Genomic DNA, 25,114 nt, shown 5'->3' with positions numbered 1-25,114 from the left:
ATATCGCAAGCGGCGCGGCCCGGCGATCACGTGCTCGCTCAGTTCCCGGCGACGGCGGCCTCGGCCGCGGTGCGGGCGCGCGACAGCGCCTCCGGCACCGGGATCCGGCCCAGATACATCTCGGCGAGAAGGGGTTCGACGGCGCGGAGTGCGGCCGGAAAACCTGGACCGCCACTGGAAGAGATGCGCGGGCCGCGCAGCACATCGAAGAAGGGGGAGACGTCTATCCCTTTCCCGCGCCAGTAGTCGCGATAGCGCTGTTGTTCGGCGACGACCGCCGGGATGGTGGCGCCGTTCTCGGCCAGGTGGCGATTGCCCGCGCCGCTTCCGAGCCAGGCCAGCACCCGGCGCACCGCGTCCGGATGGCGGGTGGCGGCGTTGCCTGCCACGCCGATCGCGTTGTTCGTGCTCACTCGCCCAGTCGGCCCTTCCGGCAACAGCGCTACACCCCACTCGAACCGGGCCTGCTGGGAGATCTGCGCGAGATTGAACGTCCCCGACTGGAGCAGCGCCAGTTTGCCTTGGAGGAAGGCATTCTTCGCGAACTCGGGGTTGGTGTTCGTATCCGCGGGTGCGGGCGCGAGCCCGTCGGCGATCAACCGCACCAGATAGGCGAACGCCGATACGCCCTGCGGGCTGTCGAAGACGAAGCGGTCCCGGTCGTCCTGGAAAGCGGCGCCCGCGGAACCCAGAAACGGCAGCTCGATGGACTGGAAATCATGGCCCGCGTTGTACGCCCACGGGGAGGCCGCCGCCAGCTTGCGCAGCAGCGGCCGGAAGGTGTCGTCGTCGCTCGGACTCCACCGCACCGCGGTCAGCTCCGCGGGATCGACGTGCGCGGCCGCGAGCAATTCCCGGTTGTAGTACACCGCTGTGCCGGCATCCACGAATTGCGGTACGGCCCAAAGCTTTCCGCCGCGCGTGTAGCGCAGGACCGCCGAGGGGTCCCAGGATCGCGCGGCTTCGGGACCCAGCGCCGCCCCCATGTCGATCAAACGCCCGGCATCGGCGTAGTCCTCGTACAAGTTGGTCCAGAACAAGTCGTCGGCGGTGCCCCCGGCGACGTCCAGGCGCAACTTCTGCTGGTAGGACGCCCACGGCACCACCGTGATCCGCACTTCGACGTCCGGATTCGCCCGCTCGAACTCCGCGAGCGAGGCACGGTAAACCGGAACGAAACTCTCGTCCCAGATCCGCAACCCCACCACCGTGCGGCCGGACCCGTCGCCGCCGCGACCGAGCCACAAGGCGGCCGCGACCAGCAGGGCCGCGGCGAGCGCGAGGGCGAGCGCCAGGCGGGTCGAGGTTCTCATTTGACCCCCGTCCACGCGATCGACCGCAGCACCTGCCGCTGGAAGACCACGAACAGCGCCACCAGCGGCGCGATGGCCAGCGTCGTGGCTGCCAGCACCAACGTCCACTGCGCGTTGTACCGGGTCTGAAGATTCGCCGTCGCCACCGTCAGCACCTGCCACGAGCGGCCGCTGCTCGCGACCAGCGGCCACATGAAGTTGTTCCACTGCGAGACGACCGTGATGAGCGTCAGCGTCGCCAGCACCGGCCGGCTCATCGGCACCATCACATGCACGATGATGTCCAGGGTGTTGGCGCCGTCGAGCCGCGCCGCACCGATCAACTCCTGCGGAATCGCGCGAAAGTACTGGCGCAGCAAGAAGATCGCGTAGGGCGAGCCGAACACGAACGGCAGCACCAGCGCCCAGAAAGTGTTGAGCAGGCCCACTTCCGCGAACATCAGATACAGCGGGATCAACGTCACCATCGGCGGCACCATCATCGTGGCCAGATACACCCAGAACAGCGCGTCACGGCCCGGGAAGTCGGTGCGGGCGAACGCATAAGCCGCGAGTACCGAGGTGATCAGCTGGCCGCCCGTGACGAACACCGTCATCAGCGCGGTCACCAGCACCGCCCGCCCGAATCCGTAGTCGAGCACGGTCCGGAAGTTGTCCGCGGTGGCCGGATGCGGCAGGGCCAGCGGTGACCCGGTTGCGAACTGGTCCGGCGTCTTCACCGCCGTGAGCGCGCTGAGCAGCAGCGGCGCCACGGTCAGCAACGCCGCGGCCGAGAGCGCCGCGTACGCCGCCGCCGAACGAAGGCGATCAGAACTCATAGGTGGTCCGATTCCGGAAGTAGCGGTGCTGCGCCACGGTGATCGCGAACATCACCGCGAAGACCACCAGCGCCATGACGGCGGCCCGGCCCGGCCGTGCGGCGTCGAACGCCTCGGAGAAGATGCGCATCGCGACCACATCCGTGCGATCGCCGGGCCCGCCCTTGGTCAACGCGTAGACGGTGTCGAAGGTCTGGAACGCGCTCAGCACGCCGGTGACGAGGACGAAGAACATGGTGGGACGCAGCAGCGGCAGGATCAGCCAGCGGGTCCGGCGCCAGCCGGTCGCCCCGTCCAGCGCCCCCGCGTCGAGGATCTCGCCGGGTATCGCGCGGATCCCGGCCACGAAGAACAGAGCCACGTACCCGAAGTTCGCCCACACGCTCACCGCGGCCACCGACGGCAGCGCCAGCGCCGGATCCGACAACCATTCGATACGCCGCCCGAGCACGGCGTTGACGACGCCCCCGGTCGGCGCGAACATCCACTGCCACACCACACCCACCGCCACCGGCGCGCACATCCACGGCAGCGCGTACATCACCCGCAGACTCCGCGCGCCGCGCCGTCGCGCGAGCGGAGCCGCGATCGTGAAACCCAGCACGGTCTGCGCGGGCACCACGATCACCGTCAACGCGAGCGTCACCAGCAGGGCATGGCCGAACGCGGCGTCGCCCAGCACCGAGCGCCAATTGCGCAGGCCCACGAACTCCCTGGGCCCCAACAGGTTCCAACTGTGCAGACTGAGCCATGCCACCACCAGGATCGGCAGCAGCAGGAACGCCCCGACGCCGATCAGGCTCGGCAGCAGGAGGACATAGCTCGTCACGCTACGACGAGCCGCACGCCGGTTCATGTGCTGCGACGTTACCGCCCCCGCCCGCCGCCGCCCGGCGGGCGTCAGTCGGTCGGGCCGCCCGCCACGTAGATCACCTGGCCGGAAACGAAACCAGCGCCCTCGCTCACGAGAAACGAGGCGGTGTGCGCGATGTCCTCGGGAGTGCCGACACGCTGCACGGGAATCTGCGCGGCGGCGGCCTTCTGGAAGTCCTCGAACGAGACGCCGACGCGGTCGGCGGTGGCGGCGGTCATATCGGTGACGATGAACCCCGGAGCGATCGCGTTGGCCGTGACGCCGAACTTGCCCAGCTCGAAGGCCAGGGTCTTGGTGAAACCTTGCAGGCCCGCCTTGGCCGCCGAGTAGTTGGCCTGGCCGCGATTGCCGAGCGCCGAGGTGCTGGACATGTTGACGACCCGGCCCCACTTCTGCTCGACCATGTACTTCTGCACCGCGCGGGTGAGCAGGAAGGCTCCGCGCAGGTGCACGTTCATCACCGCGTCCCAGTCGCCGACGCTCATCTTGAACAACAGGTTGTCCCGGAGGATGCCCGCGTTGTTCACCACGACGGTCGGCGCGCCCAGCTCATCCTCCAGTCGCCCGACGGCGGCGGCGACCGACTCCTCGTTCGACACGTCTGCGCCGAGCGCGACGGCCTGCCCGCCCGCCTCGGTGATCGCGCGGACGGTGTCGGCGCACGCGGCCGCGTCGAGGTCCAGCACGCCGAGCCGTAGCCCGTCCGCCGCCAATCGCTGGGCGATCGCCGCACCGATTCCTCGTGCGGCGCCGGACACTACTGCAACTCGCTCGGCCATGAGCGCGTCCCTTCGTCGATCGGATGTCGAGGCGGTCATTCCGTACCGCTGAATTACCACATTCTCGAGCAGAAGGCTTGCTCGGCGGTCGACCCGGTGATTCGATCGCCAGGTGACCGATCAGAACGACGTACCCCGCATCGTCAGCGCCAGCCGCGAGATCGGCGCGAGCGCCGCGGCAATCTTCGAGCTCATCGCGGATCCGGCCCAGCAGCCGCGCTGGGACGGCAACGACAATCTGGCGCAGGCCGCCATCGGGCAGCGAGTGCGGCAAGCCGGGTCGGTGTTCAGCACGACACTGACCAACGGCGCCGTGCGCGACAACCACGTGGTGGAGTTCGAGGAGGGCAGCCGAATCGCGTGGCGCCCGTCGGAGCCCGGCAGTCAGCCGCCCGGCCACCTGTGGCGCTGGGAGCTGGAACCGGTGGGCGAGGGCCGCACCCGGGTGACCCACACCTATGACTGGACATCGCTGACCGACGAGAAGCGCCTCGTCCGCGCCCGTGCGACCACCGCCGACAAGCTCTCGGCCTCGCTCGACCGCCTCGCGGCACTGGTCGAACAGGAAGCGAATCCGGCGACACCGTGAGCCTCGCGGTCCCTGCCCCGTGCAACCTGGTCGTCGCCAATTTTCCGTGGCCCGACACAGGTCTCGATCTGGTGCCCGAACGGCGTGCACAGGCACGACGTGGTCGTCCGGGCTGACCTCACGAGCGTGACTCGGCGCGGACTGCACGGCAGGTAACCCCCCGGGAAGAGGCGCGAAATCACCGCTGCGCGTCGATCGGGGCGATCACGTCACGGCCGCATGCCCGTTCGAGCCGGGCGTTCGGCGCGCATGCGGCTGGTCGGTGGTGGTCCGGTAACCTTGCCCGATGACCTCGCCACGCCGTGTGAACAGGGGGCCGAAGGCGGCGGCCGGCAACCGGGCGGCTCTGATCCAGGCGGCACGGGAGGTCTTCGCGGAGAGCGGCTTCGACGCCCTCATCGCGGAGAAGCTGGAGGATCCGGATCAGCGCGGTGCGCGCCGCGCGGGTGGGACGTCACCGCGCCCGAGGCTCGCCGCGCCGTGTGCCGGCTAACGGGAGCCGAAGCCGTAGGTAGGCACGGGGGCTCGATGCCGATGCCGATACCGATGCCCGGCCGGACTGAGGGTGTCGGGCGCGTGCGGCCCGGTCCGCAGGGCGGAAAGAACGCCGAGGGCGGGCGGTCGACATGCTGCCCACGCTGGGAAGGCCTGCTTTTCAAGTTAGCCTACCCTTATGAATGCGACGGCGGTGGTACACGAGCCGGGCCCGCGGGCCGTCCGATCGAAGCGGTCCCGAAAGCCGCTGCGGCGCAAACTGATCTCGATACATCGCTGGTCCGCGTTGATTCTCGGCGTGGTCCTTGTCGTCCAGTCGACGTCGGGCGCGATCCTGCTCTACCGCGCCGAACTGTTCCGAGCCCGGCACGCCTCCTTCTATCACCACACGGACGCGCCGCCGGTGATCGATACCGAGCGAGCCGTCACGCTGGTGCGGGAGACCGATCCAGGTTTCGACGTCGGCTGGGTCGGCATGGACGGCGGTGTGATCGTCATCGGTAACGCGCAGTACACCGCCGCGTACTCGGTGGATCCGGGTACCGGGCGGATCAACGGGCGGGCGAACCTGACCGACGGTGTGCTGGGCTGGCTGGTCAATCTGCACGACTGCGCCTTCGGCTGCGCGCGCTACTCGGGCGTGATACCCATGCTGGAGAACCAGGCTCCGCTCATCGACATCACCTGGGCGGCAATAATTCTGGGCTTGCTCGGCCTACTGCTGGTATCGCTCGCGGTGTCCGGTGCGGTCATCTGGTGGCCGTCGCTCAAACGGCTGCGCCACGGGTTTCGCGTCCGATGGCGGAAGGGCCGCTTCGCACGCGACCGCGACCTGCACAACGTCATCGGCGTCCTCGCCGTGCCGTTCCTGTTGATGTGGGGGATCACCGGCATCACCATCGAATTGCCCGCCGTGCAGCGGGCCTGGCTCGTCGCGACCGGTGGCAACGCGAATCTCCTTCGGACCGAAAAGTTCTTCGTGCCGCGTACGGTCGACACCGGCCGGGCGCCGATACCCATCGGCGAGGTGGGTGCGATCGTGCACCGAGCCGCGCCGGGCCGACTGGCCTACCTGCTGCTACCCACGGACGCCGCTCCGTACTATCGCGCCACCGTCGCCGGCGCCTACTCGCCCCGCGAACACCGCCTCTTCTACAGCGGTGACGTCATGGTGTATGTGAACGTCTACGACGAGTCCGACATCAAGGTGGTCGACGCCAGCCACGACCGGCCGCTCGCGAATACCTTCTACGCCAAGGTCTTCGAGCCCGCGCACTTCGGCTGGATGGTGAACGGGTGGTGGCGACTGGTATGGCTGGCCTTCGGCCTGACTCCGCTCGCGCTCGCTGTCACCGGATTGTCGACCTGGCTCTTGCGGCGTCGAACCCGATTCCGCCGCGAACGCGCGAGAGCGTAGCCATACACCCGCGAAGGTCAGCGGGAACTACAGGCTCTGCGCGATGAAGCCTTCACCGAAGTCGACATCCGGCCCGACCCGGTCGATCTCGCGCTGGCGGTCAGCGACGATCTGGACCGCGAGCTGCTACGCGGCTACCTCGAAAAAGGTACTCGCCGACATCGACAAACTCGACACCCCCCGCTCGTGACCCGCCGAGAGACCTTCCGCGGCCGCTGCCGGTGAGACCGTGGCAGAGACGGCGAGCGGGCGGAAACGACTGCCCACCTCAGGCGCTCGAGAGCGTGGATCGGGCGCACGGCTGAAGCGCGGAAAAAGACTGTTTCTCGCCCGATCCCGCGACTAACTTCCGGATCGTGAACCGAGAAGTGACCATCCTGACCGGCCCGCCCGGCGCGGGGAAGACGACTGTGGCCGAGCTCCTGGCCTCCGGCGCGCATGTTCCGACAGTGCATGTGACGACCGACTTGTTCTATCGCTCGATCCGCACCGGATTCGTCCTGCCCTACCTGCCCGAAGCGCAACGGCAGAACGAAGTGGTCGTGGACGCGATCGTCGCAACCGTCGCGACGTTCGCCCGCGGCGGCTACGACGTCGTGGTCGACGGAATCGTCGGGCCGTGGTTCCTGCCGCCGTTTCGTGCGGCCGCCGAACGTGACCGCCTGGCTCTGTCTTACGTGGTTCTCCGGCCCGGCCTGGACATCACGCTGTCACGCGCGCAGCGGCGCGCCGACCGCGAGCTGAAGGATGTCGACGCGATCACCGGCCTATACACCGCGTTCGAGCAACTCGGAGACCTCGAGCGCCACGCGATCGACACCGGGCACCTCGACGCGGAACAGACAGCCGCCGAAGTCCGGCGTGTCCTCGCAGCAGGCGAACACCGCTTGGCGTGAAACCAGCGCGTCCGCGCCGAAGTCCGATCCGGACAGTTCTTTTCGATCGTGTGAAGAAGCCTCGAGGCTGATTCGCCTACCCCGACCCGGGTAGTGCACGGATGTGGCGCAAAGAGCCACAGTCGGTTTCATCCGCTACCGAAAGGAGCAAGTGATGGCAGACAAGAACAACCCCGGGCAGTTCGGCAACCGTTCCGACACCGAGGAGCAGGCGCGCCGCGGCGGCCAGGCCAGCACCGGCAGCTTCGGCGGCAGCAACTCCGCCGATCCCAGCGCGGCCGGACGCAAGGGCGCCGAAGCTCAGCCCACCGAAGCCAAGGTGCGTGGCGGCGAGCACAGCCACGCCAATCGCTGACACCGATCGAATACGGGCCGGGCGGAACAACCGGCCCGGCCCGTTTCGTGTCATCGGTTCGCCGCAACCGGCTGCGCCGGCCGCTGCGGCACGACAGCCACCAGGCTCGAAGTCATCAGTCCGATCAGCGTCATCGGGTGAGCCGATCGAGCAGCGCCGGATGTCCGCGCAGCGGAGCAAGAGCCGAGCCGTGATCGCATTGCGCCGGTACCGCCACCGAGTGGCCAGAGCGGCAGCGTCGCGATGCCCAACGGGATGCCGATCAGGTAGAACAGGCCCGCCGCGATACGGCGCACCTCGTCGATGCGGTTGCCGAGCTGTTCTCCCCGGCCCCGGTTCGACGCACAGATAGGCCGCAGCGCCACAGGAGTCACCCACCCCCGTACGCATCGCCCTCGCGCATCAACACGTCCGCTCAGCACTCCCGGTATGGCTTCCGATGCGACCGGGCCCGATGCGCCGCGTCGGCGCTAGCGGGCACCGACCGCCGTGCTGACGTCACGAGGCCGAATGTTCGCGCGCTGGTTTCCGATTCAGCGCGATCTCGACGCTCGCCGCGATCGTGCCGACCCCGAACAGTACTTCGAACAGCACGGGAAGTGCCGCACCGAGACCTGCGGTGTCATCTGCTAGCTATGTAACTGGCTATTAGTGCCTGTCAGTAACTGGAGGTCGGACGTGTTGACGGTAACTCGCCTTGCCCTCCCCGACGGCGCCGACGGGTGTGAGCTAACAATGATTGCCGCTGATGTGCTGTTCAAACTGCATGATTCCACCGAGTGAGCCAGATTCGGATTGCGGGGAGGTCAAGTACGAGCAAGTTGCGGAAAGTCCTGACATCATGCGCGGTTGCTTGATAAGTTAATGACTGTTCTTATCACTCTGCGACGGAGTGGAACGAGCGCAGCCAACTTTCGTCGCATCATCGCGGTCGCGCTCGGGCTCAATGAGGAGTAGCGAAAACATGGATGACCTCAGTAGGCGCAACGCGTTGAAGGCCGGTGGCGTGTTGGGTGCGTTCGGCGCGTTGGCGATGGTGAGTCCCGCACGGGCGGAGCCGTGGACGTGGTCCCCGGAGGGTTCGGTGGCCGGTACCGGTGCAGGGGCCGACCCGATGACCGTGTGGGATCCCGAAGCCGACGAGCTGGTGGCTTCGTTGATCGACCGGGGTGAAGTCCCCATGATCAATGGGTTGTTGCGGACCTGGACCAGGAACGGTCAGCCGTTGCCTGCTGGTCTGCCGTCGGAATTGCGGGATTTCATGGAGTACGCCCGCCGACTGCCACCCTGGGCCGATCAGGGCAAGCTGGGCACCGCGATCGAGTTCAACAAGAAGCGGGGATTGTATCTGGGTGTGCTCTACGGGCTGGCCAGCGGCATGATGAGCACGGTCATTCCCAAGGAGGCGCGCGCGGTCTACTACTCCAAGGGCGGTCACGATCTGAAGGACCGCATCCTCAAGACCGCGAAACTCGGCTACGACATCGGGACCGCGAATGCCTACGGCCCCGATGGCGAAATGGTCGTCACCTGCGTCAAGACCCGGTTGGTGCACGCGGCAGTGCGTCATCTGCTGCCGCAGTCCCCACACTGGGTGCACTCCGCCGACGAGGACATCCCCATCAGCCAGAACGACATGATGGTCACCTGGCACAGCCTGCCGACGACCGTCATGCGGCACCTGACCGCGTGGAAGGTGCCGATTCCGGCGCACGAGTCGGAGGCATTCCTGCACTCGTGGCAGGTCTGCGCGCACATGCTCGGCATCCGCGACGAGTACATCCCCAATTCCTGGGCCGAGGCCAACTCCCAGGCTGCGCAGGTCCTGGATCCCATACTGGCGCCGACCCCGGAAGGCGCCAAACTGGCCGACCGGCTCCTGCGCCTGGGCGTCAACCTCGACCTGGCCATTCTCAGCAAGCCGGTGCTCGGCGCGTTCACCCGCTTCCTGCTCGGCGACAAGATCGCCGACGGGCTGGCCATCGCCAGGGAACCGGTCTGGGACCCGCTGCTGCGGGTGAGCTGGGGCCCTTTCATCGCCGTGCGCGAAGGCCTGCTGCCCGTGGTCCCGCTCGCGCCGGACGCCTACTGGCTGTTCGACGAATTCCTTCGTCAAGCAGCACTGATCTACCTGGCCGAACTACGAATGCCGATCAGCATCGAGCTCCCGACGATGAACCGAGACATGAGCCGACCACCCCGCTGACCCAGGTGTGGTGAACGACTTCGCCTGCCGCTGTAGCTGACCGGCTCATCGAACCTTCCGTGCGGCGAGAACAGCGGGATCTGTAGGCCGTGCCAGATCATGCGCCGTATCCGGACGGGACTATCGGTCGGGCGTCGACCCTGGACACCGTGTCGCCGTAAACATGTGCGGACCGGTCGCATTCGACGATGAAATCGCGCGGGAATCCGAGTTCGAACGGGACTGCCGCCTCCAGCGTGGCTGCCGCGTCGGCCGGTAGCGCGAGGGCGGCGGCGTCGAGGTTCTGGGTGAGCTGGGCCGCGCTGCTGACTCCGATGATCGGTAGGACGGCGGGCGACCGGTGGCGGGTCCAGGCGAGCGCCACATGGGCCGGGGGCACACCGAGTTCGGCCGCGACGGTGCCGACAGCCGCGGCTGCGGCGTGCTCCCGTTCGGTGTACCGGCCGGGGTCGGTGCGTCGCCCTGTGGTGCCGGACAGGATCCCGCGGGCCAGCGGTGCCCAGGTGGTCACGGTCATGCCGAACGCCTCGGCCATCGGCAGCAGTTCTCTTTCGATATCGCGTTGCAGCAAGTTGTAGGGCACCTGCAAGCCGGAGAACGGTGTCCGGGCCCGGCATTCGGCCAGGGTGTTGGCCTGGGCCACGACCCATGCGGGGGCATCGGAGATGCCGAGGTACAGCACTTTGCCGGCGCGCACCACGTCATCGAGCGCGTGCATCGTTTCCTCGATCGGCGTGTGCCGGTCCCAGACGTGCGCCCAGTACACGTCGATGTAGTCGGTGCGTAGGCGTCGCAGGCTCTGCTCGAGCGATTTGATCAGGTTCTTGCGGTGATTGCCCGAGGCATTCGGGTCGCTCGCATCGCGGGTCAACGTGTACTTGGTGCCGATGACGAATCGGTCGCGGTCGTCGAGCACCGTGCCGAGCATCTCCTCACTCGCACCGTAGGCCGAGGCCGTGTCGATGAAGTTGCCTCCGGCGTCGGCGAACACGTGCACGATTCGCCGGTATTCATCGATGTCGTCGATCGCCATGGTGCCCAGCGCGAGTTCGGATACACGCAGACCGGTTCGGCCGAACAGTCGATATCGCATCATGAGTGCAGCATGCCTCGCCGACGCGGCCGTAGACAGGCCGTGGCAGTGCCAGTAAGCCGGCGCCGCGTCCACTCTCCGCGCTATGGCCTCCGGAACGTGCGCCGGTAGGCGCCCGGGGTCGTGCCCACCTGGTCGCGGAAGCGGCGGCGCAGGTTCACCGCCGAGGGCTACACCTCCGTATTCGTCGCCGATTCACCTGTCCGCGAACTCTTTCCAGGAATCCGGCTGCGTCCCCTCTGGACCGGACCGGGTGGCGCGCACGCCAACGTGCTGGAGATGGACCCGGGCACGTCGTGGCCGCGCCGCGACGTCCATGAGCCCGGCCCGGAGGAGGTCTACGTCGTCGCGGGCACGTTCAACGACGGCGTGCGGGATTACCCGGCCGGAACGTTCCTGCACGCCCCGGCCGGGTCCTGGCACGTGCCCGCGACCACGACCGGCTGCACACTGTTCGTCTTCTACCCGGCCGGGTAGGCGGCCTGGTGGCGGGGTTCAGCGCAGGCGTGCGGAGATGGCCGTGGCCACCGCGACGGTCTTGGCGCACACGTCCCAGTCGACACCCGTGGCTATGCCGGGGGCGACGATCCCGAGGTGGAACGAGCCGCCCGAGGGCACCGAGACGTGGGTGCCGCATCCGCCGTTGCGGCCGTCGGGGCGGATCTCCGGTCGCAGGGTGGCGCGGCGGCCCCCGATCTCGATCTCGGTCTCGAGCGGGTCGGGCCGCGTGCGCTGTGACAGATCGGTCAGGCCGCTACTGCGCGGGGCGAACCCGATGTTGAACCGGCCTGCCTGGGACGTCTGCACCGAGAACCACGAGCAGCGCGGCAACGCCTGCGGCGGGGTCTCGGCGCGCACCTCGTGGGGTTCGAGCACGAAACCGGCGATCTCGTCGGGGCCCAGCACCGCGCATGGATGATCGGTCAGCTCCGCGACCGTCCACGGGGGCGGCCCCAGCGCCGGTGTCGTCGCCGAACTCGGCGAGGCCGCGGGTTCGGTCGCAGCGGGAGTGTCGCACCCGGTCACCGCCACCACGACCGCCCCGACGACCAGCCACGCCCGGTCGCGTCGCACCCTTCGCGTCACCGTCACCTCCCGCTCGATCACATCAGAGTTACACGACCCCAGCAGAAGTCGCACAGGTCGAGCATTGCCGACGCTCGGATCCGGCGTTTCCAGATCCACTCGACGGGGTCGGTGAGCAGACTTGGTTCCCCGGCCGCGGCGCTCTATGTCGCAACCGCGACATCGGGTGCTATTTCCCTCGCGGAGGACGATCCCCCAGCGGCTATCCCGGGGAAGCGGCGGCGAAGCTGCGCGATGCAACGCAGAACCTCGTGAAGTTCGGTCCGGAGCCGACGCAATTCGGTGGCGTGTTGCACCGGATTCGCCCCTGTCCGCGCCATCGCTTTGATGAACGAGTCCAGTTCTTCGGCCTCCGCGACGAGCAACTCGAAGAACATTTCCGCCTGTGCCCGGTCGGCGTGGTCAGTGGACGGGTCGCGTCTGGGGATCTCGGCCAGTTCTCTGCTCGCACGGCTTTCGACGAGTAACGGAACGAAATCCCGGACCGAAGCTCCCCCGAAGCGTTGATGGACTCGTCGCACCACCACCGCAACAGTTTCTGAAGGGAGCTCCGGATGGCACTTCGCGAGTCGCGTGACCACCCGCCCGATCTGCCTGACCTCGTCATTGTGCATCGCTCAGCCCCTGTTCGGTGACCATGTGCGTGAAGCGCGCCTACCCTGCGTCGCAAGACCCCGGATGTAGCACTCACAAACCGGGACTTCGTGGCGGACCGACCGCGCCGAGACTGCCCTAAGCGTCACACGAGCAATGTACCGCTATACAACGGCACGCTCAATAGTGGTTAGGTTGAAGATTCAGTTCGCCGGGAAGACCAGCTCGGTAGCTGTTTGGGCGGTGTCGCCCTTCGCCGGTGTTTTCAGCGATACGCTGGGCTTCGGCGAAAGGTGAACGCATGTTGCCGGTCTCTCGAGACATGGTGGTGGGATAACAGCCGCGCGATGACCGAGGACGATCTGCCGCGGACGCGCCGTGAGGTGATGAGGCCTGTCACGGCGGAGCTGCGCGCGGCTGGTTTCGAGGACGCGGTGGAGATCGGGCGCGGGGGCTTCGGGGTGGTGTATCGCTGTCGGCAGCCGACGTTGGACCGGACGGTGGCGGTGAAGGTGCTGTCCGCGGAACTGGACGCCGACAACCAGGCGCGGTTCGTGCGGGAGCAGCGGGCGATGGGCCGGTTGACCGGCCATCCGAATATCGTCACCGTGCTGGAGGCCGGTGCCACCGAGAGCGGGCGGCCTTATCTGGTGATGCCGTATCACCCGCTGGGGTCGGTGGATGCGTGGATCCGCGCCAATGGTCCGCTTCCGCTGGAGAAGGTGTTGGCGCTCGGGGTCAAGATCGCCGGGGCGCTGGCAGGAGCGCATCGCCTGGATATCGTGCATCGGGATGTGAAGCCGGGCAACATCCTGCTCACCGAGTACGGCGAGCCCGCGTTGACCGATTTCGGTATCGCCCATATCGCGGGTGGGTTCCGGACGACCGCGAGCGTTGTGACCGGGTCACCGGCGTTCACCGCCCCGGAGGTCCTCGAGGGAGACGACCCGACCCCGGCCGCGGATGTCTACGGGCTGGGCGCGACCCTGTTCTGTGCGTTGACCGGGCATGCGGCGTTCGAGCGGCGCGGCGGCGAGAACATGGTGGCGCAGTTCGTGCGGATCACCACCCAACCGGTGCCGGACCTGCGAGCGGACGATATTCCCGAGGACGTGTCGGCGGTGGTGGAATCGGCGATGAGCCGCGACCGCCACGAACGGCCCTCGGCCGCCGCTTTGGGCGAGACTCTCCGGCAGGTGCAGCGGCGCCTGGGGTTCGCAGTGGGGGAGATGGCGTCGCGAAGCGAAGCTGATCACGAGCCGCACGACCAGAGGCTCGACCATCCCGAGCAGAAGCCACCACTGCCGGGGTGGCGCAGGCCGACCGCGGCGGCGCGGGACCGTAGTGGCAATCTGCCGCTCGAGCTGACCAGCTTCGTCGGCCGGCGCAGTGAACTGTCCGAGGTGAAGAATCTTCTGTCGGTGTCGCGGCTGGTGACGTTGACCGGTGTCGGCGGGGTCGGCAAAACACGGCTGGCGTTGCGCGCCGCCGCCGGTGCGCGCCGCGATTTCGAAGACGGGGTGTGGCTGATCGAGCTGGCCGAGGTGTCCGACCCAGCGCTGCTGGTCGATGTGGTGGCGGCGGCCCTGGGTTTGCGAGACGCGGGGGCCAGGCCATTGCTCGAGATCGTTATCGACTTTCTGGGCTCACGCGAGACCTTGCTGGTGTTGGACAACTGCGAGCATATGGTGGAGGCCGTGGCGGCGTTGACCGAGACGGCGCTGCGGACCTGTCCTGATCTGCGGATCCTGGCCACCAGCCGCGAGCCACTGAATATCGCCGGGGAAGCTGTGCTGCGGGTGCCGCCGCTGACGGTCTCGGACCCCAACCGGGAGCCGACGTTACAAGGAATGCCTCGTTTCGATGCGGTGACATTGTTCGCCGACCGCGCCGCGGCAGCGGTACCGGGCTTCGAAATCGACGAGGACAACAAATCCGCCGTGACCTGGATCTGTGCCCATTTGGATGGGGTGCCGCTGGCGATCGAGCTGGCCGCCGCACGGATGCGCACGATGTCACCTGATCAGATCTTGGCCCGGCTCACCGACCGGTACGCGCTGCTGACCCGCGGCAGCCGCACCGCCCCACCTCGGCAGCAGACGCTGAAGTGGTGTATCGACTGGAGTTACGAGTTGTGCCGTCCAGCCGTACAGCGGTTGTGGGCGAGACTGTCGGTGTTCGCGGGCAGCTTCGAACTCGACGCCGCCGAACAGATCTGCGGCACCGGCCTCACCTGCGAGCAGGCGGTCGTAGACGCCGAGCGAAGTCCGCTGGATGCGCTGACCTCCTTGGTGGACAAGTCGATCCTGATCCGGGAGGAAGTCGACGCGGTGGTGCGTTTCCGGATGCTCGAGACACTGCGCGAATACGGTCGGGAAAAGTTGCGTGAGTCCGGTGAGGACACCGAGCTGCGCCGACGGCACCGCGCTTGGTACCAGCAATTGGCGCTCGACGCCGAAGCCGGGTGGATCAGCCCTTGGCAGCCCGAGTGGATCGCCAGACTGGAGCGGGAGCAATCCAACCTGCGCGAAGCGCTGGAATGCTGCTTGTCCGAGGACACCGAGGACGCGGCGGAAGCAGGGCTGCGCATCGTCGCCGCGCTACACGAGTTCTGGAGCTTTCGCGGCCTGTACGGCGAAGGCCGCTTCTGGATCGACCGCGTTCTCGCCCACCCCCGCGCGCACTCGATACCCGACCGCATCGGCGCCCTGCGTGCCGCCTGCGAAGTCGCCGCGCCACAGGGAGATTTTCAGGCTGCCGCCGCCTTCCTGGAGGAGGGACGAGCACTCGCCGCGCAGACCCCCACCCCCAGCATCGAGGGACAGCTCGCCTACGCCGCCGGCGTCGTCGCCCTCGCTCGCGGCGAGGTGGCCGAAGCATCGGCCGCCCTCGGACGAGCTGTCGAGATGCTCAGCTCCAACCGGACGGGAGAGTTGTACGTCAGCGCTCTGGCCATCCTCGCTTGGTCGTTCGAACTGCGCGGCGACGTCGCACGAGCGAGCGAACATTACGGCCAGGTACTTTCCATCACCGAAGCGCAGGGCGAACTGCTCTATCGTTCGACCGCGCTGCGTGGCTTGGGTGTCGCCGCCTGGCAGCAAGGTGAGCGGGACCGTGCCCGGCAGTTGCTGGAGGAGGCGTTGCGCGTCAATCGGCGGCCGAACAGCCCGGTGGTAGTCGCGTTCGGTCTCGAGGCGCTGGCTTGGACTGTCGCCGACCACGGCGACGTCGAGCGTGCTGCTGTCCTGATGGGAGCCGCGCAGGGCCACTGGCTGGTGGGCAGCAGCGTGCGGGCCGTCTTGCGGAGTATGTCGCGCTTTCATGAGCAATGTGAGCGAACGACGCGTCGCGCCCTCGGCGCTCGCGGATTCGACGCGGCCTTCCGGCAAGGCCAGGGAATGGGCATGGACGCCGCAGTCGCGTACGCGCTCGGGGAACAGACCACCGGCAAGTCGTCCGCGTCCGGCCGGTCCACGAAGCTGACCAAGCGAGAGGGGCAGGTCGCCGACCTCGTCGCCCAAGGACTCAGCAACAAGCAGATCGCCGCCAAACTGATGATCTCCCAACGCACCGCCCAAGGCCACGTCGAACACATCCTGACCAAACTCGGCTTCAACTCACGCACACAAATCGCCGCCTGGATCGTCGCGGAAGCCCAACAGACACAGCTATAGCCCGCCGGCGTGTCAGCCGCGCCAGGTTTCGAGGACGTGATCGACGGTGGGACGGATCCGGGCCCTGGCCTCCGGGCGGGGGATGCCGGTCATGAGAAGTTGGTCGTAGTCGGTGTCGCGGTGACGGATCGAGGCTATGACGGCGAGGGTGAGCGCTTCGGGAGAGAGAAGTTTGGCCGCGGCGGTGCGGCCTACGCGGCCGCTGCCGCGGGCGGCGGCGTGTTCGGCGATTTCGGTGGCGCGGTCGGCGGGGCAGCCCGGGAACAGTCGGCGGATCTCCTCGGACATGCGGGCGTGGTATTCGACGTCCTGGGCGTCAGGTAGGGGCCGGTTTCGGCGCATTCGGCGCATGTCCACGGCTGCGTGGCCTCGACCACCGTGAGGTCCGGGGGCCGGTTCTGGCGTTGGACGATCTGTTCGCGCCGGGCCGGGCTGAGTTCCGCCGAAAGCCAGTGCACGCGGAACGCCTCCTCGTCGCCGTCGTCGACGAATCGCAGCGCCTGGCGATCGCGCGCGCCCGACAGATACGCCGCTGTGCTCGCGGTGAGCCCGTGTTCGCGGGCCCACTCGCTCAGCAGTTCGGCCGCCTCTTTCATTCGCCGCCCGTCGACGGCCGTGACTCGTTCCAACGACAGCACCTGCCCTTGGCGCCAGCGATCGATATGGCTGGATCGCACCCACCCCAGAACGGCGAAGATATCGACCGCCGACACGTATTTGCGTTGGGCCAGCGTTGCTTCCGCAGCCTCGACCACTCGCCGCCGCAGCTTGGACACGGGTTCGAACCCTAGCGCACGCCGCGGGTGCGCTCGGTAGGTCATTCTTGACCCATGACGATCTCGCTCGACCGTGCCGATTCCGTGGTTGCCGCCGCCCGCCGAGCCGCGGCCGTCCGCGGGGAAGCTGTCACGATCGCAGTGGTCGACGCCAGCGGCGATCTGATCGCATTCGCACGCATGTCCGGCACCCCGCCGCCCACCATCGACTCCGCCCAACGCAAGGCGGCGGCCGCGATCGCGCTAGGGTTCGACACCAGTCAGATGGCCCCGCTCAACGACCCCGGTCATCTGTTGCCCGGTGCGGTGTCCTCGCCCGATCCGTTCGTTCCACACGGTGGCGTTGTGCTCATACGAGCGGGTGGGGGCGTGATCGGTGCACTCGGAATATCCGGCGCGACAACCCCGATCGTCGATCACAAGATCGCGTCGGCGGCCGCCCTGACGGGCTGAGTGTCCGTCCTGTCGGCGGTCACCAGCCGGTGCCTCGGACTCGCCGTTGTCGCGATCGGATCCGTCGCCGGTCAGACGATTCCCGTCGACTCCTCGCTGCTGCGCGCGTCGCGGTTGCAGATCTGCGGTAGCGGTATCGGCTCGGTCTCCTCCCGCGACTTCCTCGCGAAACTGCCGGAACTCGCCGTCGCGGTGCACACCGGCGCGATCGACGTGCGGGCACGTCCCGTGCCCCTCGCCCAGGTCGCCGAGACGTGGAACGCGGAGACGGACGACCGCATCGTCTACATCCCGTAGCGCACCGGCTCGCCAGGCCCCACAGCGGTCTCGCCACCGCGATTCGCCTGCGCCGGATCGGCGGGAACCGGTGATCGGGCAACGAGCACCGGACCGCCGATCCGTCGGCTACTTCGGCGCCGCCTGACACGGCTGTTGCCGCGCGGGTCGAGATCCTAGAGCGCTTCGCTCGGCGCACTGTCCGGGTCATGGGCGACCGCTGCGGTCTCGCGTACGGCCTCGGCGATGGCGCGGAAGTCCTTGCGCAGGAGGGCGCCGTGGTTGCTGGGGACCTTCGCGCTGATCTGGATGTTCGGGTTGCGGGTGGTCACCGCGTCGAGGCAGGCGCGGATCCGTTCTTGCTCGTCACCGCGGCTTCCGAAGGACGTCCCCGAGGCGACCACATACCGCACCGCAACGGTGATGTCCTCGAGCACGGGCCCCAGTTCGCGTTCGCGGGAGAGCCTGCCGAGTTCGATGTTGCTGTCGGCCATCTGTTCGGCCGTCATCCGCGGGGTCAGGCCGGTCGGGCGCAGCAGCGGGGTGAACAAGCTCAGCCGTCTGAACAGCTTGCGAATCCGCTGCTCCATGGCCGAGTCGAGCCAGTCGTAGGGGAAGGCGCCGTCGACCAAGACCGCGCCGAGGGCACGGGCGGGATTGCGGTTGGCCCAGTGTGCGGCGACGACTGCCCCGTAGGACCAGCCCACCAGCAGTGCCCGGTCCACACCCCTGGCCGCCAGGACGGCATCGACATCCCGGACGGCGGCTTCGAAGGAGTAGTCCGCCGAGCGCCGTGATTTGCCGCGTGCCCGCTCGTCGTAGGTGATGTGCCGGAAGCCGGGACCGAGTTCGGCGATGACTTTCCGCCAGTACCCCTGAGTGGCGAACTGGCCGTTGAGGTAGACCACCGGGATACCGAAACCGCCGGTGTCGGTGACGGCCAAGGCCGTATCGTCGACCGTGACCATGCCGGTCCACTTCGAACTGGTCGAGGAAGTGCTGTTTTTCGTCATGACGATCACACTCGGCGTCCGGCCTGACAACACCCTGACACCAGCCTGACACGGAACTCCACCTGGCCCGCAGTGCTCGACTACGCTCGAGGAGCGTCGCCGTTCGGGACGTGTCGGCACTGCCGGTTCGTTCTGATCAGGTGCGCGAAATTGGATACGTTGGACAACGTTGCGTTCTCGAGATTCATCTTGGACAACGCCGGTTCGAGCCGGTCGTCGCGGCAGCAGTTGGCCCGGGCGGCGGATTTGCCGGAGTGGGTGTTGGAAAGCAGTGACACGATGGTGCCCAGCCAAAGTCAGTTGCATCTGTGGGAACTGGCCGAACACGAGCTGGACGATCCGCATGTAGCGCTGCGCCTCGGGCAGATGAACACGGTGGGACGCTTCGGTCTGCACGACTACTTGTTCAGCACGGCGCCGACCCTCGGCGAAGGTCTGGCGCTTTCCGAGCAGCATGCGAGCCTGGTCACCACCAATGTCGGATTCGCGGTGTCAGGCGAGTCCCTCGACGAGGCGAATGCGGATGTCCGGTTGCTCAACGGCCATGGACGCGGACGTCAACTGGCCACGCAGTTCGCCCTCGCTGCTGTCGTGACCCGGGCGCGATACGTCACCGGACGGAATCTGCATCCGGTCCGGATCCGTTTCCGGCAACGCGCGCCACGGCGACACATCCGCTTCATCGAGGCGTTCGGTACGCGTCGGGTCGATTTCGGTGCGCCGACAGATCAGATCACGTTCCGCACCGGCGATCTGGCGCTGCCGCTGCGAACAGCCGACCCCGCACTCGCCGACATCTTGCGCCGGTGCGCGGCAACTATGCCGCCACCGCGCCGCGTCGAGGCCACCTGGTCCAGTCAGGTGCACCACGCACTGACCGCAATGCTGGGCGACGGCCGAGTGACCATAGATCGTGCCGCGCGTTACATGGCAACAAGCAGGCGCAGTCTGCAGCGACGGCTTGCCGACGAGGGGACCACCTGGACTCGCGAACTCGACCGCGCACGCAGCGCCCTGGCGGAACACCGCACCCATACCAGCCCGGACGACACCCCCACATCGTTGGCCGGCCGCCTCGGCTACTCCGATCCCGGGACGCTGCGTCGAGCCCAGCAGAGATGGGCCACTCGGACCTGACGATGACGGGTGTCCTCGCGTAGCAGGCGAGAACCGCGTGCCAATCACTCTGCAAACCGCGCCATCTTGTGTGCCTGCCGGCCGATCGAGAGCTGGGCGTATCGGCACGTGAAAGCGGTGATCCGCCGGAATGCCCGCATTCACGCACTCCTGTTACCCCGACGCGGGTCCGAATTCGCTGCCGCATACTTGCCATCCCCAGGCAGCCGTGAAGCGTGCCGAGTCGAGGAAGGTGAAGGCGTGGGCAAAGCATCGACAAGCGGTCCAGCTCGAGGAGTGCTGCCCGGAATTCTGAGGCTCGGCGGCCACGTGCTGGCGGAGAGAGTGTTTCGCCGCGAAGTCGTCGATATTCCGATGAAGAAGAGCGAGGTCGATGCGCAGTGGCTGACCACGGTCCTTGCGGCCGAGCATCCTGGAGTGGAGGTGGAATCGTTCGAGATCGTCGATGCCAGCGTTGGCACGACCACCCGGTGGAAGGCTACGGTCAGCTACAACGAGGCCGGTCGGAAAGCTCGGTTGCCTGAGCATCTTTTCGCCAAGACAACGTCGACTTTCACCCAGCGTCTGACGCAATACTTGGCACACGCGCTGCCCGGTGAGCCCGGGTTCTTCCAGCACTTGCGTACAGAGCTGGAGATCGAAGCGCCGCAGGGATATTTCGGCGCCGCGGATTTGCGCACGGGCCGGTCACTCACGCTGCTCGAAGACATCGGCGTCACCAAGCAGGCACGGTTCTGCACCCCGATGGAGCCCATCACTCGGGAGCAGATCCAAGACCTGTTGGCCAACATGGCCGTCTGGCATGGTCACTACTGGGAATCACCCGAACTGAAGTCGCACGAATGGTTGAAGACGCCGAGCGCGCACTTCCGCAACTTCGACCGGCTCCTCGGAATGAAGAAACGAGCGAGGGTCGGGCTCAGGCGCGCCCCCCAGCTCGTGCCGGACACGCTGCCTCCCGTACAGAACGACCTCTACGATGCGTGCGAAAAGTCCCTACTGATCGCCGAACGAAGCCCACAGACACTGCTGCACGGGGACCCTCACATCGGCAACGCGTACATGTGCGATGACGGCGGCATGGGTTTCACCGACTGGCAGTTGGTATTACGGGGCAGTTGGGCTTTCGACGTGACCTACATCATCACTTCCGGGCTCGAGGTGGAGGATCGCCGGGCCTGGGAGCGTGAGCTCATCGAGTTCTACGTCGACCGCCTGCATGCGGCAGGCGGGCCTGCTCTGCCGTTCGAAGCCGCATGGCTCGCTTACCGACAGCAGTGCCTCTATCCCTATTTCGCATGGATGATCACGATCGGACGCAGCGCCCTCATGCCCGAATTCCAACCCGAGGAGGTATGTCGCGCGATCGTGCACCGCACGTCCACGGCGATCATGGACCTCGACGCGCTGCAGGCGGTCAACAGCTGAACTCGATCTTCAGATGATCCAGTTCCAACTGAATACAGAAAAATCTGTACTATGGGGACATGGAAACCGTGCTGCACCGTGATGCGCTGGCCCGTTTCGGGCACGCGTTGTCGGACCCGACCCGCACCCAGATCCTGCTCGATCTGCGCCAGGCGCCGGGGTATCCGTCGGATCTGGCCGAGCGGATCGGGGTGTCGCGGCAGATCTTGTCGAACCATTTGGCGTGCCTGCGCGGGTGTGGGCTGGTTGTCGCGGTGCCGGAAGGTCGTCGCAGCCGTTACGAGTTGGCCGACGCCCGGATCGCGGCCGCGTTGGAGGACCTGCTGGGGCTGGTGCTGGCGGTGGACCCGGCCTGCTGCCCGGACGCCGATGCGGAGGCGTGCTGCTGATGTCTTCGCCTGGTATGCCCTCGCCGCCGTCGGCGGTCGCGCTCGGTCCGAGCTCGGATCGCAAAGCGGTCCTGGCGCGGCGGATCCGCTGGTTGGTCGCGGGCACGATCTCCTACAACGTCCTCGAGGCTGCCATCGCCCTGAGCGAGGGCGCGCGGGTGTCCTCAACGGCGTTGATCGGGTTCGGGCTGGACTCGGTGATCGAAGTGTCCTCCGCGGCTGCGGTGGCATGGCAGTTCGCAGGCCGCGATCCGGAGAAGCGGGAGAAGATCGCGCTACGGATCGTCGCGTTCTCCTTCTTCGCTCTCGCCGCCTACGTCACCGTCGACTCGATCCGAGCGCTGGCCGGTATCGGGCAGGTGCAGCATTCCCCGATCGGGATCGCGTTGGCCACCGCCAGCTTGGTCATCATGCCGGTGCTGTCAGCCGCGCAACGCCGCACCGGACGCGAACTAGGTTCCGCCTCCGCGGTCGCCGATTCCAAGCAGACCCTGCTGTGCACCTACCTGTCGGCGGTGCTGCTTGCCGGGCTGCTGCTCAACAGCCTGTTCGGCTGGTCGTGGGCCGACCCGATCGCCGCGCTGGTGATCGCGGTGATCGCGGTGCGCGAAGGCGTCAACGCCTGGAAAGGCGACACCTGCTGTCCCGCACCGGTCGCGCTCGGCGCCACCGACCGCACCGCCGGCCACGACTGCGACTGCTGCCACTGACAATCCCGAATCCCGGTGAAAGAACCTGCCATGTCACGAAAAAGACAGCCGTCGGTCCCGGCGATCGCCGGGACCGACGGCTGCCGATAGCTCAGGAGATTTTGCGGCGGTAGGTGGTCATGGCGAAGAGGTAGGCGACGACGAGGATTCCGACGCACCAGCCGAGCGCGATCCAGATGTCGTTGCCGACCGGCTGCTCGGTGAACAGGTTGCGGATGGCGTTGATGATGGAGGTCACCGGCTGGTTTTCGGCGAAGGCGCGCAGCGGGCCGGGCATGGTCTCGGTGGGCACGAAGGCCGAGCTGATGAACGGCAGGAAGATCAGCGGGTAGGAGAAGGCGCTCGCGCCGTCGGGGGTCTTCGCGGACAGGCCGGGGATGACCGCGATCCAGGTCAGCGCGAGGGTGAACAGGATCAGAATGCCTGCGACGGCGAGCCAGGCCAGTATTCCGGCCCCTGATCGGAAGCCCATGAGCAGGGCGACGAGCACGACGACCACGAGCGAGATCAGGTTGGCGACCAGCGAGGTCAGCACGTGCGCCCAGAGAACCGACGAACGTGCGATGGGCATGGATTGGAATCGTTCGAAGATGCCGCTTTTCATGTCCAGGAAGAGCCGGAACGCGGTGTAGGCGATGCCCGAAGCGACGGTGATGAGCAGAATTCCGGGCAGCAGATACTGCACATAGGAATCCGATCCCGAGTCGATCGCGCCACCGAAGACGTAGACGAACAACAGCATGAACGCGATCGGCATGATCGTGGTCGTGATGATGGTGTCGGCGCTGCGCGCGATGTGGCGCAGGGACCGGCCCAACAGCAGGGCGGTGTCGGTGAAGAAATGCGTGGTCATCGTTTTCCTTACTAGGTCCGTGCCGCGCTGCGGTCGTCGCCGGGGGCGCTGTCGCTGCCTTCGTCACCGACGATGGCGAAGAAGACGTCTTCGAGGCTCGGCTGCTTCTCGACGTATTCGATTTCGGCGGGCGGGAGGAGTTGTTTGAGCTCGGCGAGAGTCCCGTTGACGATGATCCGGCCCTTGTGCAGGATCGCGATCCGGTCGGCGAGTTGTTCTGCCTCGTCCAGATATTGGGTTGTGAGCAGCACCGTGGTGCCGTGCTCGGCGAGTTCCTTGACCGCCTGCCACACCTCGATGCGGGCCTGGGGGTCGAGCCCGGTGGTCGGCTCGTCGAGGAAGATGACCGGCGGGTTCCCGATGAGGCTCATGGCGATGTCGAGGCGGCGGCGCATGCCACCGGAGTAGGTCGAGACCTTCCGGGTGGCCGCGTCGGTCAGCGAGAAACGCTCGAGCAGGTCATCGGCGATCGTGTCCGCGTCTTTCAGGTGCCGCAGCTTGGCGATGAGCACGAGATTTTCCCGGCCGCTGAGTATTTCGTCGACCGCCGCGAATTGCCCGGTGAGGCTGATGGATTCCCGTACGTTGCCCGCTTGGCCCGCGACGTCGAAGCCGTTGACCCTGGCTGTGCCCGCGTCGGCTTTGAGCAGCGTGGACAGTATTTTCACGACGGTGGTTTTGCCGGCTCCGTTCGAGCCGAGCAGGGCGAAGATGCTGCCCCGCTCGACATCGAAGTCGACGCCGCGCAGCACCTCCAGCTTGTCGTAGGACTTCTCCAGACCCTGCACATGGATCGCCGGAGCTTGCTGTGTCGTCATCGGACGGGTCCTACTTTCCTTCTCCGGCGGCGCGCTCGATGGCGCTGTTCAGCCGTGCTCGTTCCCGGTTGAGCCAGGATTCCTCGTGGTAGTTGCGCGCGAAAATCTCGATGAACTCGACGGGGTCTTCTCCGACGATCTCGCGTATCGGGGTTCGATCGGCCGCGCTCTGCTCGAACAGATCGACGAGGTCTTCGAACATCGAGACTCCGCCGCCCCCCGCTCCGCCGTACATCAGGTATCGCTCGAAAGCCTCGACCGCAGTGCGATAACTCGGGGGAAGCTGCTTAGCGCGAGACTTGTATTGCCGCCACCGCCGCTTGTCGCCGAGGTCGCCGACCACCTTCGAGGTGAGATCCGAGATATCCATGACTATCTGCCTCCTTTTTCGCGGAGCTGTTCGAGCCGTTCAGCGAGGAAGCTCCAGGTCCTCCAGAACTCGGCGAGATATTCCTGTCCGGCCGTGTTGAGCGAATACACCTTGCGTGGGGGCCCCTTCTCCGAGGGAACCTTCTCCACATCCACCAAGCCGCGCTTCTCGATCCTGACCAGCAGGGCATAGATGGTGCCCTCGGCGATATCGGAGAAGCCCTGCTCCCGCAGCCATGCCGTGATCTCGTAGCCGTACGCGGGGCGGCCGAAAAGGATCGCCAGCACGATGCCTTCCAGCGTTCCCTTGAGCATCTCCGTCTCTTGCTTGCCCATGAACACTCCCTTCAGCTACTCAGTGTTGCTGAGTACTAGTAGATAGTAACACTTAGTAGCTGTCAAGCAAGTCCTCGTTGTCATGACTCGGATATATGTATATGTGTACGTACATGTCGGATCCCCACTATAAGTAGACATATACGTACATGCAAGCCCGTTCTGTATGGATGCCCCCGAGCCCGACTTGTGTCCGCCCAGCGAGCACATGGAACGCCCGCGTAGGGCACACGCCGGTCTCGCTCGCCGCCGAACTGCGCGGACCGCGTGCGAGACCCACGGGCGGAAGGGCCCGGTCCGGACGTGGAAGCCCAGCCTCGGCACGCCGAGTCTGCATGCGGCAAAGGCCCAGCTGAAGGATCATCCT

The 25,114-nt window shown here is 66.8% G+C and carries 25 protein-coding genes and 2 pseudogenes; 15 read left to right on the top strand and 12 right to left on the bottom strand.

From position 1 onward, the window contains the following. Positions 1–38: 38 nt before the first annotated feature. From K8O92_30675 to fabG, 4 genes are read right to left on the bottom strand one after another with little or no spacing between them, the layout of a single operon-like run. Positions 39–1,313 (bottom strand): sugar ABC transporter substrate-binding protein, encoded by a 1,275-nt coding sequence (locus K8O92_30675; GenBank protein UAK32046.1) that lies wholly within the window; start codon positions 1,311–1,313, stop codon positions 39–41. Continuing rightward, positions 1,310–2,131: a carbohydrate ABC transporter permease gene (locus K8O92_30670; protein ID UAK32045.1), complete on the bottom strand. Its 822-nt coding sequence runs from the start codon at positions 2,129–2,131 to the stop codon at positions 1,310–1,312. The genes K8O92_30675 and K8O92_30670 overlap by 4 nt, the downstream gene beginning before the upstream one ends. Next, positions 2,121–2,987, bottom strand: coding sequence for a sugar ABC transporter permease (locus K8O92_30665; protein ID UAK32044.1), 867 nt, complete (start codon positions 2,985–2,987; stop codon positions 2,121–2,123). The genes K8O92_30670 and K8O92_30665 overlap by 11 nt, the downstream gene beginning before the upstream one ends. 44 nt (positions 2,988–3,031) lie before the next feature. Next, positions 3,032–3,784, bottom strand: a complete 753-nt coding sequence (fabG, locus tag K8O92_30660; protein UAK32043.1) for a 3-oxoacyl-ACP reductase FabG — start codon at positions 3,782–3,784, stop codon at positions 3,032–3,034. A gap of 112 nt (positions 3,785–3,896) precedes the next feature. On the opposite strand from fabG, the gene K8O92_30655 reads away from it, so the two are divergent. From K8O92_30655 to K8O92_30630, 6 genes and pseudogenes are all read left to right on the top strand, one after another. After that, positions 3,897–4,373, top strand: a complete 477-nt coding sequence (locus tag K8O92_30655) for an SRPBCC family protein (protein ID UAK32042.1) — start codon at positions 3,897–3,899, stop codon at positions 4,371–4,373. Between the two features lie 286 nt (positions 4,374–4,659). Further along, positions 4,660–4,767: pseudogene (locus K8O92_30650) on the top strand (TetR/AcrR family transcriptional regulator). Between the two features lie 279 nt (positions 4,768–5,046). Continuing rightward, positions 5,047–6,285 carry a PepSY domain-containing protein gene (locus tag K8O92_30645; protein ID UAK32041.1) on the top strand — a complete coding sequence of 413 codons (1,239 nt, stop codon included), beginning with the start codon at positions 5,047–5,049 and terminating at the stop codon, positions 6,283–6,285. Positions 6,286–6,641: 356 nt separating this feature from the next. Continuing rightward, positions 6,642–7,181 (top strand): ATP-binding protein, encoded by a 540-nt coding sequence (locus K8O92_30640; protein UAK32040.1) that lies wholly within the window; start codon positions 6,642–6,644, stop codon positions 7,179–7,181. A gap of 154 nt (positions 7,182–7,335) precedes the next feature. Then, positions 7,336–7,536, top strand: a complete 201-nt coding sequence (locus K8O92_30635) for a hypothetical protein (protein UAK32039.1) — start codon at positions 7,336–7,338, stop codon at positions 7,534–7,536. 964 nt (positions 7,537–8,500) lie between these two features. Further along, positions 8,501–9,742 carry an oxygenase MpaB family protein gene (locus tag K8O92_30630; protein ID UAK32038.1) on the top strand — a complete coding sequence of 414 codons (1,242 nt, stop codon included), beginning with the start codon at positions 8,501–8,503 and terminating at the stop codon, positions 9,740–9,742. Between the two features lie 97 nt (positions 9,743–9,839). On the opposite strand, the gene K8O92_30625 is transcribed toward K8O92_30630, so the two are convergent. After that, positions 9,840–10,838 (bottom strand): aldo/keto reductase, encoded by a 999-nt coding sequence (locus tag K8O92_30625; protein UAK32037.1) that lies wholly within the window; start codon positions 10,836–10,838, stop codon positions 9,840–9,842. A gap of 120 nt (positions 10,839–10,958) precedes the next feature. Between K8O92_30625 and K8O92_30620 the strand changes: the two genes are divergently transcribed. Then, positions 10,959–11,312 (top strand): cupin domain-containing protein, encoded by a 354-nt coding sequence (locus K8O92_30620; protein ID UAK32036.1) that lies wholly within the window; start codon positions 10,959–10,961, stop codon positions 11,310–11,312. 18 nt (positions 11,313–11,330) lie between these two features. Here the strand turns inward: K8O92_30620 and K8O92_30615 are convergent, their stop codons facing one another. After that, the gene (locus K8O92_30615) at positions 11,331–11,921 is read right to left on the bottom strand and encodes a DUF3558 domain-containing protein (GenBank protein ID UAK32035.1); all 591 of its coding nucleotides are present in this window, start codon (positions 11,919–11,921) and stop codon (positions 11,331–11,333) included. A gap of 251 nt (positions 11,922–12,172) precedes the next feature. Between K8O92_30615 and K8O92_30610 the strand changes: the two genes are divergently transcribed. Both K8O92_30610 and K8O92_30605 read left to right on the top strand, forming a co-directional pair. Beyond that, on the top strand, positions 12,173–12,388 hold the full coding sequence (locus K8O92_30610; protein ID UAK32034.1) for a hypothetical protein: 216 nt from the start codon (positions 12,173–12,175) through the stop codon (positions 12,386–12,388). Between the two features lie 474 nt (positions 12,389–12,862). After that, positions 12,863–16,189 (top strand): protein kinase, encoded by a 3,327-nt coding sequence (locus K8O92_30605; GenBank protein ID UAK32033.1) that lies wholly within the window; start codon positions 12,863–12,865, stop codon positions 16,187–16,189. 12 nt (positions 16,190–16,201) lie between these two features. On the opposite strand, the pseudogene K8O92_30600 reads toward K8O92_30605, so the two are convergent. Beyond that, positions 16,202–17,010 (bottom strand): annotated as a pseudogene (locus K8O92_30600) (DUF2293 domain-containing protein). A gap of 9 nt (positions 17,011–17,019) precedes the next feature. Here K8O92_30600 and K8O92_30595 point away from each other — a divergent pair. Together K8O92_30595 and K8O92_30590 are read left to right on the top strand one after the other, a co-directional pair. After that, positions 17,020–17,418 carry a heme-binding protein gene (locus K8O92_30595; protein ID UAK32032.1) on the top strand — a complete coding sequence of 133 codons (399 nt, stop codon included), beginning with the start codon at positions 17,020–17,022 and terminating at the stop codon, positions 17,416–17,418. Next, positions 17,419–17,715, top strand: a complete 297-nt coding sequence (locus tag K8O92_30590) for a hypothetical protein (GenBank protein ID UAK32031.1) — start codon at positions 17,419–17,421, stop codon at positions 17,713–17,715. It abuts the gene before it with no gap. 155 nt (positions 17,716–17,870) lie between these two features. On the opposite strand, the gene K8O92_30585 is transcribed toward K8O92_30590, so the two are convergent. Then, on the bottom strand, positions 17,871–18,707 hold the full coding sequence (locus K8O92_30585; protein ID UAK32030.1) for an alpha/beta hydrolase: 837 nt from the start codon (positions 18,705–18,707) through the stop codon (positions 17,871–17,873). 150 nt (positions 18,708–18,857) lie between these two features. Here K8O92_30585 and K8O92_30580 point away from each other — a divergent pair, with 150 nt between their 5' ends. From K8O92_30580 to K8O92_30565, 4 genes are all read left to right on the top strand, one after another. Next, positions 18,858–19,844, top strand: coding sequence for an AraC family transcriptional regulator (locus K8O92_30580; protein ID UAK32029.1), 987 nt, complete (start codon positions 18,858–18,860; stop codon positions 19,842–19,844). A 240-nt stretch (positions 19,845–20,084) separates the two neighbouring features. Further along, a complete protein-coding gene (locus K8O92_30575) occupies positions 20,085–21,272 on the top strand; it encodes an aminoglycoside phosphotransferase family protein (GenBank protein UAK32028.1) in 1,188 nt (395 codons plus the stop codon). A 59-nt stretch (positions 21,273–21,331) separates the two neighbouring features. Continuing rightward, positions 21,332–21,661: a metalloregulator ArsR/SmtB family transcription factor gene (locus K8O92_30570; protein UAK32027.1), complete on the top strand. Its 330-nt coding sequence runs from the start codon at positions 21,332–21,334 to the stop codon at positions 21,659–21,661. Continuing rightward, positions 21,661–22,371, top strand: coding sequence for a cation transporter (locus tag K8O92_30565; GenBank protein ID UAK32026.1), 711 nt, complete (start codon positions 21,661–21,663; stop codon positions 22,369–22,371). The genes K8O92_30570 and K8O92_30565 overlap by 1 nt, the downstream gene beginning before the upstream one ends. Before the next feature lie 91 nt (positions 22,372–22,462). Here K8O92_30565 and K8O92_30560 read toward each other — a convergent pair whose 3' ends face one another. From K8O92_30560 to K8O92_30545, 4 genes are read right to left on the bottom strand one after another with little or no spacing between them, the layout of a single operon-like run. Beyond that, on the bottom strand, positions 22,463–23,224 hold the full coding sequence (locus K8O92_30560) for an ABC transporter permease (GenBank protein UAK32025.1): 762 nt from the start codon (positions 23,222–23,224) through the stop codon (positions 22,463–22,465). Between the two features lie 11 nt (positions 23,225–23,235). Beyond that, positions 23,236–24,042: an ATP-binding cassette domain-containing protein gene (locus K8O92_30555; GenBank protein ID UAK32024.1), complete on the bottom strand. Its 807-nt coding sequence runs from the start codon at positions 24,040–24,042 to the stop codon at positions 23,236–23,238. 10 nt (positions 24,043–24,052) lie between these two features. Beyond that, positions 24,053–24,412, bottom strand: coding sequence for a DUF1048 domain-containing protein (locus K8O92_30550; protein ID UAK32023.1), 360 nt, complete (start codon positions 24,410–24,412; stop codon positions 24,053–24,055). A gap of 2 nt (positions 24,413–24,414) precedes the next feature. Beyond that, positions 24,415–24,747, bottom strand: coding sequence for a PadR family transcriptional regulator (locus K8O92_30545; protein ID UAK32022.1), 333 nt, complete (start codon positions 24,745–24,747; stop codon positions 24,415–24,417). Positions 24,748–25,114: the final 367 nt, after the last annotated feature.

Origin of the sequence: Nocardia asteroides, from assembly GCA_019930625.1 — a bacterium.
Classification (GTDB): domain Bacteria; phylum Actinomycetota; class Actinomycetes; order Mycobacteriales; family Mycobacteriaceae; genus Nocardia; species Nocardia sputi.
Note: the sequence above shows the minus strand (reverse complement) of the source record. Positions and strands in the feature narration are given on the sequence as shown.